11 protein-coding genes are annotated in these 12,598 nt (G+C 29.5%); 5 read left to right on the plus strand and 6 right to left on the minus strand.

Annotated features, from left to right (window positions below; genetic code table 11):
• Positions 1-4: 4 nt before the first annotated feature.
• Positions 5-922: a hydroxymethylbilane synthase gene (hemC, locus tag J3U20_RS08885; protein ID WP_160542928.1), complete on the minus strand. Its 918-nt coding sequence runs from the start codon at positions 920-922 to the stop codon at positions 5-7.
• 7 nt (positions 923-929) lie between these two features.
• Positions 930-2,183 carry a glutamyl-tRNA reductase gene (hemA, locus tag J3U20_RS08890; protein ID WP_160542929.1) on the minus strand — a complete coding sequence of 418 codons (1,254 nt, stop codon included), beginning with the start codon at positions 2,181-2,183 and terminating at the stop codon, positions 930-932.
• Positions 2,184-2,354: 171 nt separating this feature from the next.
• On the opposite strand from hemA, the gene J3U20_RS08895 reads away from it, so the two are divergent.
• The 3 genes from J3U20_RS08895 (at position 2,355) to J3U20_RS08905 (ending at position 4,515) form a co-directional block, all read left to right on the plus strand.
• Positions 2,355-3,224, plus strand: a complete 870-nt coding sequence (locus J3U20_RS08895) for a helix-turn-helix domain-containing protein (RefSeq protein ID WP_160542930.1) — start codon at positions 2,355-2,357, stop codon at positions 3,222-3,224.
• A 271-nt stretch (positions 3,225-3,495) separates the two neighbouring features.
• Positions 3,496-4,119, plus strand: coding sequence for an endonuclease III (nth, locus tag J3U20_RS08900; protein ID WP_160542931.1), 624 nt, complete (start codon positions 3,496-3,498; stop codon positions 4,117-4,119).
• Between the two features lie 12 nt (positions 4,120-4,131).
• Entirely contained in the window at positions 4,132-4,515 is a 384-nt protein-coding gene (locus J3U20_RS08905; protein WP_160542932.1) for a DUF423 domain-containing protein, read from the plus strand.
• Here J3U20_RS08905 and J3U20_RS08910 read toward each other — a convergent pair.
• The 4 genes from J3U20_RS08910 to truA form a co-directional block, all read right to left on the minus strand.
• The gene (locus tag J3U20_RS08910; RefSeq protein WP_160542933.1) at positions 4,489-5,571 is read right to left on the minus strand and encodes a glycosyltransferase family 9 protein; all 1,083 of its coding nucleotides are present in this window, start codon (positions 5,569-5,571) and stop codon (positions 4,489-4,491) included. The genes J3U20_RS08905 and J3U20_RS08910 overlap by 27 nt on opposite strands.
• 14 nt (positions 5,572-5,585) lie before the next feature.
• Positions 5,586-6,404, minus strand: coding sequence for a 2,3,4,5-tetrahydropyridine-2,6-dicarboxylate N-succinyltransferase (locus J3U20_RS08915; protein WP_160542934.1), 819 nt, complete (start codon positions 6,402-6,404; stop codon positions 5,586-5,588).
• A 200-nt stretch (positions 6,405-6,604) separates the two neighbouring features.
• On the minus strand, positions 6,605-8,368 hold the full coding sequence (locus J3U20_RS08920) for an ABC transporter ATP-binding protein (RefSeq protein ID WP_185149853.1): 1,764 nt from the start codon (positions 8,366-8,368) through the stop codon (positions 6,605-6,607).
• On the minus strand, positions 8,358-9,107 hold the full coding sequence (truA, locus tag J3U20_RS08925) for a tRNA pseudouridine(38-40) synthase TruA (RefSeq protein WP_160542935.1): 750 nt from the start codon (positions 9,105-9,107) through the stop codon (positions 8,358-8,360). Before truA ends, J3U20_RS08920 begins: the two co-directional genes overlap by 11 nt.
• Positions 9,108-9,134: 27 nt before the next feature.
• On the opposite strand from truA, the gene J3U20_RS08930 reads away from it, so the two are divergent.
• Both J3U20_RS08930 and J3U20_RS08935 read left to right on the plus strand, forming a co-directional pair.
• On the plus strand, positions 9,135-9,629 hold the full coding sequence (locus J3U20_RS08930) for a metallophosphoesterase family protein (RefSeq protein ID WP_160542936.1): 495 nt from the start codon (positions 9,135-9,137) through the stop codon (positions 9,627-9,629).
• Positions 9,630-9,995: 366 nt separating this feature from the next.
• The gene (locus J3U20_RS08935) at positions 9,996-12,539 is read left to right on the plus strand and encodes a TonB-dependent receptor domain-containing protein (RefSeq protein WP_160542937.1); all 2,544 of its coding nucleotides are present in this window, start codon (positions 9,996-9,998) and stop codon (positions 12,537-12,539) included.
• Positions 12,540-12,598: the final 59 nt, after the last annotated feature.

Raw genomic sequence — 12,598 nt, forward strand, 5'->3', positions numbered from 1 at the left:
TTACTTATTCTCTATAGGCTTTAATTTCGTTTATTATCTCTTCAGCGCCCATTTTTTTAGCTTTTAAGGCAAGTATTCTTCCTTTTTCATATGATTCTGAAATTGGAAAACTTTCATCTAGAAGTACTTTTTTAGTTCCGTCTAAAGAAACTATTCCAGCCTTAAAATATACTTGATTATTTTTAATTTTGGCTAAAGCTCCTATGGGCGCGGTACAGCCTCCTTCAATGCTATTTAAAAAATCCCTTTCAATATCTATACAGATTTGAGTGTCCTTATGATTAATTTTTCTTACCAATTCTGTTAATTCTCTGTTTTTTTCCAAAGAGGTAATACCAACTACACCTTGTGCTGGAGCCGGAATAATAAAATCCAATACTTCATAATCCAAAGGTAAACCCAGTCTCTTTATTCCTGCAAGTGAAAAAATAGTCCCATCAAAACCTTCTGAATCTAATTTTGATAATCTGGTTTGTACATTTCCGCGTATATTTCCAAATGTTACTTCTGGATATTTTGCTTTCCAAAAGGCTCTCCTTCTTAAACTGCCTGTTCCTAAATATAAATTTTCATAAGAACTTAGTTTGTCTATTTTATTTGGATTTCTAACTAATACATCTGCTTCATAATCCCTTTCTAGAACTGCTGTTAAAAGTATTCCTTTCGGTAATAAGGTGGGTACATCTTTAAGACTATGAACAGCAATATCTATCTTATCATTTAAAAGTGCAATATCCAAATCTCTTGTAAAAACACCAATAATATCCATTTGATACAAAGGTAGTGTAAGATTCTTATCTCCATGTGAGGTAATGGGTACAATTACAGCTTGAAAACCTAATTCCTTAATTTTCTTTTGCACTTTTAACGCTTGCCACATTGCTAATGGGCTGTTTCGTGTTCCAATACGAATAGGGCTCATAAATATTTTATACTTTATATTCTTGCAGTTGAAACATTTCCGTAAATAAATTTATGGTGTCATCTGCTTTTTCAGGGTTAGTAATAAGATAGTTAGCTAGTCTGTTGGTAATTTTTTGTACTATGCGATTTGATAATTCTGTTTCTTCTTCAGAAATTACCATCTGATCTTTTTTTAATGTTTTCAATTGATGTTCTTTAATTCTCTCTAAACCTGATTTGAAAGCGTGAATGATCGGCGCATATTTTCTATTTTCAGACCAAATTATAAATTCATTTATCATTTCGTCTATAATACCTTCAGCTATAGGAATTTCTTTATTTCTTAGTTCCAGTGTTTCATTGATTTTTTGGGACAAATCATCAACATTTAGTAAAGTTATATGATTGTTTTCTTTTACAGATAAACAAACATTGGAAGGGATGGATAAATCAATTAAAGTTATGGGTTGATTAGAGTGTAAATCTTTTTTTGTAATTATAGGTTTCGATGCCCAGGTTGCTACAATAACAATATCTGAATTAATAACCTGTTCTTGCATTTGCTCATAGTTTGCCACCTTTAGATTGAATGTTTGGGCTACTTCTTGCGCTTTAGAAAAGGTTCTGTTAAGTACTGTTATGTTAGGATTATTGATATGTTTTATTAAATTTTCACAAGTGTTTTTACCAATTTTTCCTGTACCTATCAAGGTAATTTTTTTATCTGATAGTTGCGTGAAATGAGTTAAAATATAATGTACTGCTGCATAAGACATAGACGTAACTCCTGTACTTATTGCAGTTGTATACTTAATTTTTTTTGAGATTTGAATGCCTGTGTTTAGTAATCTTTCCAAAAAAGCATTAGTGCAACTATGTTTTTTAAATCTTTTAAACCATGTTTTTATTTGAGATATGATTTCAAAATCACCTATAATTTGACTTTCTAAACCGGCTGAAACTCTTAAAAAATGTTTAATGGCTTCTTCTCTTCTATAAAGGGTTATATACTTTCTAAATTCAGCAGAATCTACTTTTATTTGCTTGCAAAATATATCAATTACATAATCCGGGTTTTCTGTTTGAAAATATAATTCTGTACGGTTACATGTGGATAATATGAAAATATGAGTATCCGACAGGGAGTTAATTTTGTTGGAAAACTCTTCCACAAATTCAGGAAAAAAACTAAATTTTCCTCTAATTTCTGTATCTGCCTTTACAAAGCTCAAACTTATTGCATAAAAGTTTTTAATATTATTAGGCTGAAGCTTTTTCATATATTTTGTTGAAGCAAATTTATGAGTCCATGTATGGAGAAAATACCTATATTTATAAAAAAATACCTCTAAAAGTAATTTTTTACAATTTTAGAACTAATCTAAATAGTTAATTAACATGATAAATATCATGATTTTGTGGTTTTAAATTGATAGATAAAGAATTTGGTAATGGATTTAAAAAATACCTTTAAAAGTAGAATTAGAGAAAACAAAATTGGATCGGATATTTATATGGCTCAGATAGATAATTATACTATTCTGACTGATACTATTTCCAAACCTGTTGGTAAACGGTTTGTGCAATTTTATCTTTGTACTAAAGGAAGAGCCTCTTTTCATTTTAAAAATGAATCTTTACGTGTTATGAATGAAGGGAATTCCTTACTTCTTTTTCATCCTGAAATAGATATTCCTATTAATATCAGTTTATCGAAAAAATCAAAACTGGTCATTTTTGTAATAGCTATTCAAAAACTGGAAGATATTTTTTCCAAACATAAAGATAAACTTCCTTTACTCATTCAAAACAATTACACTAAATTTTATCATGAAAAGCCTTTAAGCATTCAAGAAAAGTTAATTATTTCACAACTTGAAGATTTTACCTTAGATCAAGAATTTGAAAATCATTATTTGACATTGAAATTACATGAATTCTTACTTTATTATTTTTCTTCAAATTCCTCTACTTCTTCATACCATTTACCTATAAAAGATGAAAAATTCATTCGTAAGATTTATGAAATAAAAGAGTTCTTAATGGAGAATATAGCTTCTCCACCTACTTTAAAAGAACTTTCTGAATCTACAAATTTAAGTGAGTATAAAATTAAAGAAGGTTTTAAAAAAATATACGGAAAATCAATTTCTCATTTTATACTGGATACAAAATTAGAAATCGGTAAAGAAAAATTAAACTTGAAAGTTAAACAGGTGCAGGAAATCGCTTATGATTTAGGATATGAAAATCCCAGTCATTTTATAGAGGCTTTTAAGAAAAAATATGGAATTACTCCCAAGCAATGGATGATGAAATAACAATTTTTTCATAATTGATATATACATTTATTTTAAATTTTTTTTCTCTTTATTGGGATATAATTTTTTTAACGAATCATAATTACGATTTTTATATGTGACGATAATTTAAATCTTCTCCAACTAATTTTATTCAAATACATAATAAATTATTAAATACTTATAAGACATATATTTCTTTGCATTTTCAAAACAAATAGAAATTTTATTTCTCTATAACATCAACCTAATTTAAAATTTAGTATTTTTAGATTATAATTTATATGCTTTAATGAAACAAAAGGAAAAAGTAGAATACATAATAACGGAGTTAAACAAGCTCTATCCAAACCCTATTGCTCCGTTAGTCTATCAGGATGTATTTACTTTATTAATTTCCGTATTACTTTCTGCTCAAACAACGGATAAGAAGGTTAATGAAGTTACACCTGCTCTCTACAAAGTTGCTCCCAATGCTTTTAAAATGGCTGAATTGCCTGAGTGGGAAATCAAAGAATACATAAAAGAAATTGGCTTATCAAATACTAAATCCAAAAATATCCATAAACTTTCTACTATTTTGGTAGAAAAATATAACGGTGAAGTTCCGGAAAGTTTTGAGGAATTAGAGGCCTTACCCGGCGTGGGTCATAAAACCGCTTCCGTTGTCATGAGTCAAGGTTTTGGACACCCGGCATTTCCTGTTGATACACACATTCACAGACTTATGAAGTTATGGAAATTAACCAACGGAAAAAATGTTGAACAAACAGAAAAAGATGCTAAACGGTTATTTCCTAAAGAATTATGGAATATCTTACACATTCAAATTATTTTTTACGGTCGGGAATATTCTCCGGCTAGAGGCTGGAGTTTAGAAAAAGATTTTATAACCAAATATTTATTAGAAAATTAGTTAATTAAAATTATGAAAAATATTGTTCTTGTTGCAGGGGCTTTTTATGGGTTAATTTCCATTATTTTAGGAGCATTCGGTGCTCATGCTTTTAAAAAAATGCTTTCAGCTGAAAAATTAGTAAGCTTTGAAACGGGTGTTAAATATCAAATGTATCATGCATTGGCTCTTTTAATTATTGGATTTTCTCTATCGTTTAGCTCGGGTTTGGAAAAATGGGCCGGATGGGGAATGATTATAGGTACATTTCTATTTTCTTTCAGTATTTATCTATTGGCTTTTTCTGATTATTGGAATATCAATTTACGTTTTTTAGGCCCTGTAACTCCTATTGGTGGAACATTTATGATTATAGGGTGGGCTTGTTTATTATTTTATTTTATTAAAAGTAATTAAATGCTCTTTTAAAAACGTTCTAACTTTTACTATTACAAATTCATACGACAACATCAAGTAAAATTTAGACGAGTCATTTTTTAATTCATTTTGATAAAAGTCTTCGTATAGCCTGGGAGAAAAGTCGTGTAAATGAACACTTTGGTGTAAGTTAGTATTTTCATAACAAGCAATATCTTTTCTACTAATATAAGGAGGATAAATGGTGAAAGTAGGTTTTTGCAGGGCTTTTGCCGTAATTACAAATCTACTGCTATTTCCAATAAATAAAGTGGAATTTTGCATAAAAGCGGCATACTCACGTATCGTTTTTCCTACCGGCTGAACAAATACTTTGGTATTGGAATTTAGTAAAGATAACAGTTCGTTTACTTGTTTATACTGCGATGGCAAATAGGTAAATAATAAATCGGCTCTATAATTTGCCCATATAAAATCTATAAGTTTTGCCATATTACCCATCGTCCAAGTATTATGTATGTTTGAACCCAAAACACCCAACATAATTACCGGTCGTTTAAAATGTATTCCCGCATTTATCATTTTTTCTTTAGCGTCCTCAATTTCATCTTCTGCTAGATATATTTTAGCTAACGGATCGATAGGTATAGGATTATCTTTTAGAAATTCTTGTAAGATTACTAAACGATCTTCCAATAAAGTACACGTTTGAGTAATTGGTTCTTCTACTTTAGAGACGGTTTTATCATAAAATTTATCCAATAAAGGATTGGAAAAACTGTATTTTTTCTTTGCTTTTGAAAATAGGGTTAGCAAGATACTGTTAAAATTCTGCGACATATCAATAAGTATGTCGTATTTTTCACTTCTTACTAACTGGATATATTTATATACAAAAAGTACGGAACGTATATGCTCCGTATCTATAGCTATTATACGGTCAATATTAGGATTTCTCTGTATAACTCCAATATATTTTTTATAACAAAGAAAATCTATCTTAATATCCGGATAGATTTTCTTTAGATTATTAGGAATTACACTGGAGAGTAATACTTCTCCCACATTGTTATATTGTATTAATAGCGCTTTCACTATATGATTAATATCTAAACAGATACGTTATGCTCTCTAAGAGCATCATTTAACGATGTTTTCTTGTCTGTACTTTCTTTTCTAGTTCCTATAATTAAGGCACAATTTACGTTATATTCTCCTGCAGGGAATTTTTTAGTTATAGACCCGGGAATTACTACTGAACGTGGAGGCACATATCCTCTATATTCTTTAGGTTCGCTTCCTGAAACATCAATTATTTTAGTAGAAGAAGTTAAGGTAACGTTTGCTCCTAAAACCGCTTCATCATCAACATGTACACCCTCTACAACAATACAACGTGAACCAATAAAGCAATTATTTCCAATAATAACCGGTGCCGCTTGTAAAGGTTCTAAAACACCACCAATACCAACACCTCCGCTTAAATGTACATTTTTACCAATTTGAGCACAACTTCCTACGGTTGCCCAAGTATCTACCATAGTACCTTCATCTACATAAGCACCTATATTAACATAAGAAGGCATTAAGATCGCACCGCTGGAAATATATGCTCCTTTTCTTGCAACTGCATGAGGTACTACACGAACTCCTTTTTCTGCATATCCTGTTTTTAAAGGAATTTTATCATGATACTCAAAAATACCTACTTCATAGGTTTCCATTTTTTGTATAGGGAAATATAATACTACCGCTTTTTTAACCCACTCATTTACTTGCCATTTTCCATCTTCTAACGGCTGTGCTACTCTTAGTTTTCCTGAATCTAACAATTCGATTACTTCTCGAATTGCTTTTTGATATTCTTTATCCGATAATAATGCACGGTCATTCCAAACTTTTTCAATAGTTTGTTGTAAATCTTTCATATTTTTTGTTTATACAACAAATTTAACAATTTTTATAATTGTTTTTTACGTTTATTTACATGTATACACACATATTTTAGAAATATAATAAGAATAAAATTTATTATTAGGTGAATTGTTATTCATTTTTAATAAAATAAACAGTAATGTATAAACATAATTAGCCGGTAAATATTAAAAATTTATAATGGATATTGATTTTAAGTTTGGGAAAATTGGGCTTCGTAAAGTTTTCTATAATACCCTTTTCGTTGTAACAAGGAATTATGGTTTCCTATTTCAACTATTTTCCCATGATCTAATACGATAATTTTGTCCGCATTCTGTATGGTAGCTAAACGATGAGCAATAATAATGGAAGTTCGATTTTTAGTAATCTTATCGGTAGCTTTTTGTATTAATTCCTCTGATTTAGTGTCTATAGATGAAGTTGCTTCATCTAACACCAGAATAGAAGGGTTATATAAATAAGCTCGTAAAAAGGAAATCAATTGTCGTTGACCTAAAGAGATGGAAGCTCCCCGTTCGCTAACTTCATAGCCGTAACCATTGGGAAGGCTCATTATAAAATCATCTATTTGAATTTCTTTTGCAGCTTTGCGTACTTCTTCTAAGGTTATATCTTTATTTCCAAAAGTGATATTTTCTAAAATGGTATCATTAAATAAAAATACATCTTGCAATACGACAGCGATGTGCGACCGTAAATTGTGCAATTCATACGATTTTATATCCGTTCCGTCTATATATATATGTCCTCCCGAAATTTCATAAAAACGGCTTAATAAATTTATAATAGTTGATTTTCCTGCTCCGGTAGCTCCAACAATTGCTACTTTTTCTCCACCGGAAACCGTAAATGAAAGATCTTTAAGAACACTTTCTCCTTTTACGTATGAAAATGACACATGGTCAAAAATGATATCTCCTTTAATGATATCTTTTTTTACAGTTCCTTTATTTGATATTTCATGATTGGAATCCAATACGGTAAAAACTCGTTCCGCTCCAACAATACCTCTTTGAATGGTATTAAAGCGATCTGCTATTTGCCTCATGGGCCTTACCAGCATGTTCACATAGGAAGTAGTAAAAGCTATAACTACACCCGGTGATATATTGTGTGCCGTTAATGCATTATAACCTGCATACCATATCATGACACCAATGGCAATACCGGTAATAATATCTACAGCAGGAAAAAAAAGTGAAAAATAGAAAACTGTTTTAAGATAGGCTTTTTCTAATTTTTGATTGATTTGAAAAAACTTTTTATATTCTTTTTTCTGTTGATTAAATACTTGAACGATGGTCATTCCTGACAGCCTTTCTTGAACAAAGCTGTTTTGATTGGCTGTTTGATTTCTTTCTTCAGAAAAAGCTTTTTTTATGGCTTTTTGAAATATTCGGGTTATAATAGTCATTATCGGGAAGATGAACAATGCTATGGTTGCTAATTCCCAATTAATCCAATACATAGTTACTACCACAAAAATTATACGAAGAATATCTCCTAAAACCATTAAAATTCCATCGGTATAAATAGTTGAAATAGTTTCGATATCGGATACAGAGCGAGTGACTAACACTCCTAAAGGCGTTTTATCGAAAAAAGAAGATTTAAAATAAATGAGCTTTTTGTATAACTTTATTCGTAAACTACGAATTACATTTTGAGCAACAAAGTTAGAAGCATAAACTAAAAAAAATTGTAAAACAACTTCAGTCAACATTAATAAAAAAATAAGCAAAAGGGAATGATATAAATTTGAAAAATTTTTATTTTTAATAATATCAACATCTATTGCATGACTAATTACAACCGGACGGAAAGAGGAAACATATGCTAAAGCCAATGCTATAAAAATTGTAGAATAAAACCATACAGGATATTTACTTCCCAATTCCATTAATCGAGAAAGTGCTTGACCTGCTTTTACGTTTTTTTCTTTTTTATGTTTCATAATATATATCCTGAGGATAGTTAACTTTCACTAAAGTAAGACCTTTAGCAGGTGCTGAAGTGGAAGCAAATTTACGGTCTTTTTTTTCAATTATGTTTCTAAATTCCTTTTCATCAATTTTTCCTCTGCCAACATCCATGAGAGTTCCTGCAATTGCTCTAACCATATTTCTCAAAAATCTATTGGCAGCAATGGTGAATACTAATTCATCTTCATATTGTTTCCATTCTGCTTGGTAAATATAGCAATCATTCGTTTTATTATCCGAATGTAGTTTTGAAAAACTGGTAAAGTCTTTATATTCAAATAATACTTTTGCAGCTTTGTTCATTTTATCTACATCAAACTGATAGAAAAGAAATTGAGCATGGAATTGCTGTTTAAAAGGATTTTTCAGGGTAGAAATTCTATACTTATAAATTCTTTCCGTTGCATCGAAACGTGCATGTACGGAGTCTTTAACTCGGAATATTGCTTTTATGGAAATATCCGAAGGCAATAAAGAATTTAATTTTCTAACCAATTGATCCGGCAATTCTTCTTCCCAATCAAAATGAGCATACATTTCAGCTGCATGAACTCCTGTATCGGTTCTCCCAGCACCTATTGTTTTTATTTCTTTTCTAAGTAATCGACTTAATGCCGATTCTAATTTTTCTTGTACTGATATATGTTTTGGCTGTCTCTGATACCCGTAATACTGAGTACCATCGTATGAAAATTGAATGAAATAACGCAATTTTATTGTAAATTTACTACAAAAATAGTGAGAAAAATATTATTGCTTTCCGATACACACTCTTATATTGATGATCGTATATTGGAATATGCTTCCCAAGCAGACGAGGTTTGGCATGCAGGTGATATTGGTGATATAAAGGTTTCCGAAACTTTAAAAAAAACGGTTCCTGTATTTAAAGCGGTCTATGGAAATATTGATGGAACAGAAATTCGTAAAGAATTCCCACTTAATCTACGTTTTCTTTGTGAAAAAGTGGATGTATGGATGACCCATATTGGCGGTTATCCGGGTAAATACGCACCAATCATACGTGAAGAAATAAAATTGAATCCTCCTAAACTTTTTATTTGCGGTCATTCACATATTTTAAAAGTTATGAATGATAAAAAACTTCATTTACTTCATATGAATCCGGGTGCTGTAGGAATCTATGGATTTCATAAGGTGAGGACTATGTTAAGATTTGAAGTAAATCAGGAAACTATACAGAATTTAGAAGTTATTGAATTTACTAGATAATTTGTTTTTATGTTTTCCTTTAAGTACTAATTTATCGACTTAGCGTCCCTTTTAAACAGTAAAATTCAAAAAAATTTTAAAATTTAATCTTTAGCAATTCTAATAATACTCGCCTGGATATTTCTTCAATTTAATTTATTTTTTTCCTAAATAATTATTAAATTTATAAATATTAACTAATATTAATATTATTATTTAAATCATAATATATTAATGATACTCTATATACTGATTTAAAATAACGAATTTTGTTGTTACATTTAGGCAAATTTTTTGATTATGATTAAATATTTTACAGTATTTAACGTAACATAATTAATATCAAATGATACTAATGTTTAAAAATTATTCTGCCAAATTCAGTTTATGATAAGATCTGTTATTCGTTTATCTTTAATGATGCTCCCTTTATTAGGTGTTGCTCAATCAAAAGTTGTAGTAGCTTTTAAAGTTATAGATAAAGAAAAAAATTCCTGTGTTGATGTTAACGTAAAGAAAAATTTTACATTCCAATATGAAAATAGTTCCGGTTATAAAGACCTAAAAAGTTTAGTTTCTACAAAGTGTTTTAATAGTTATGCAATAACTAAAATTTCTGGTAATTTTCGAATTTATATTTCAGTACCTGAATATGAATCACAATATCTTGATTTCACTATTACTAAACAAAGTAAAGATACCCTATATTTAGGTGAGGTTTATCTAACACGTATGTATCCCGAAATTAGTGAAGAAATTCAGAAACCTTCCAAATCTGCTGAAAAAGAAATTGAGGGGGTAACAGTGACCGGGGCACGTAAGAAATTTATTAAATTAGAAGCTAACAAGACAACTTATACGATAAAGGATAATGATTTACTTTCCGGCGGAAGTGCACAAGAAACTTTAACAAAACTTCCGGGGGTAATCAAGGGATATGGTGGAAATCTTACCGTAAATGGTAAGTCCATGACTATTTATATTGATGATATCCCGACAGGTCTTTCGGGTGGAGACTTAGAAAATTTATTACAAAGTTTACCATCAAATGCTATTGAAAAAATTGAAATTATATCTAACCCGGGAGCTTCTTACGATGCTAAAACAGGGGGTGGTATTATAAATATTATTACTAATGGTCGTGCATTGCGAGGAATAAACGGGTCTGCTTCTTTAAATTACCAATTTAACAAGAACAACCGTGTATCTCCTTCCATTAGTTTAAATAGTCGTTTAAAAAGTGTATCCTTACAATTAAATAGTGGTTATAATTATAGGGAAAACGATAAAACTACCTATTATAAAAGGGAATTTACTTCTTTCACTCCTTCCATTATTTTTGATCAAAAGAATATTGAAAATAAATATAATCGTTTTTATTATTTTAGACCTTCTTCAAATATTCGCCTTAACAAAAACAGTAATTTATTGATCAATTATAACTTAAGTTATACTGATAACAGTAATCATTATACAGGTGAATCTTTAAGCTCTAACGATATTGAACCAATTAATCTTTTAAATAATTCAAAATATTCGGAAGATAACACTAATCATGAATTAACCACAAAGTATAAGGTTAAATTAGATACATTAGGAAACTTGTTTGATATAACGGCATCTTATAAACACTTTAACAAAAATTCAACAAATAACAGTATTCAAAATAATGAGGGTGTTTATAAATATTCTGTAAACGATATTGATTATAAATCCGATTATTTTCAAGTGAATCCTAATTTTGAATTTTCTTTTAATAAGGTAGGAATAAAAATGAATACCGGTGGAAAGTATTCTCATACTAAATATACCAGTAACGGAAAATATAATCTTTTAAATACTTCTTCTTCTATACTGGTAAATCCGGATTATAATTCATTCAGGGATTTTATATACGATGAAAATCAATATGCTTTATATGGAGAGCTAAGTAAAAAATTTGAAAAGTTGGATTTGACTGCAGGGGTTCGTTATGAAAATTTAGAATTTAAAAATAAAGTAAAAACTACTGATCAAAGTATTAAATATACGTTTGAAAAGTTTTTCCCATCTTTTAGTTTACTATATAAATTTAATCCTACGCTGGATTTTAATGCTACCTACAGAAAGAGTATGATGCCTCCTTCCTATTCTAATATGGATCCGAATTTAACCAACTATTTTGACGAATTCAATACTTCGGAAGGAAACTTACATCTTAAACCGGATTATTACGATAACTATGAAGTTTCTTTAAGTGCATGGAGATATTTGAAAATCTCTTTCAACTATACGTATTCTAAAAATATAAATATGCTGTATTACGAGACTGAAGACAATTCATTAACCGTAAATCAAACTACTCGTACATTTCACGGCATGAAAAACTATAACGTATGGGTTGGTATTCCTATTCCATTTAAATTGGTTACCATGGGTAAAAAATTCTTTGACGAGCCTATGAATATGGATAAAATGAATTTCATTTACCTTTACGGGATGTATAATTACTACAAAGTAAACGATTATCCATATTTAGATAAAGTAAAACCTATGTGGTTTTATGTAATATATGCTCAATTAATCCTTCCAAAAGATTTTAAATTAACCACTTTCTTTTTATCTAGTACAGATAAGGGATATTTTGAAATTTACAAATCCTATAAACCTTTCCGTTATTCTAATATAGAACTTTCAAGATCCTTTAGTAACAAAACTATTAAGGCTTCTTTAGGTATTCAAAATATATTGGGTCCTACTAAGTTTAATTCTGATATTAATAACTTTAATTTAAGAACCAATTATTATAGTAGAGACAGCGATCAATTGTTCTATATTAAACTATCTTACAGTTTTGATAAAAACCGTAATATTAAAAAGGAAAATACAATTATTGAAGAAGATACTAATTCAAATTCTAACAAATTGTTACCTTCCGGTCCGTTAAAATAAATACTCAATTTTATATAAATCAATAAAGGCTGATAATTTAAATATTATCAGCCTTTAAT

Origin of the sequence: Apibacter sp. B3919 (genome assembly GCF_026537405.1) — a bacterium.
GTDB lineage: Bacteria > Bacteroidota > Bacteroidia > Flavobacteriales > Weeksellaceae > Apibacter.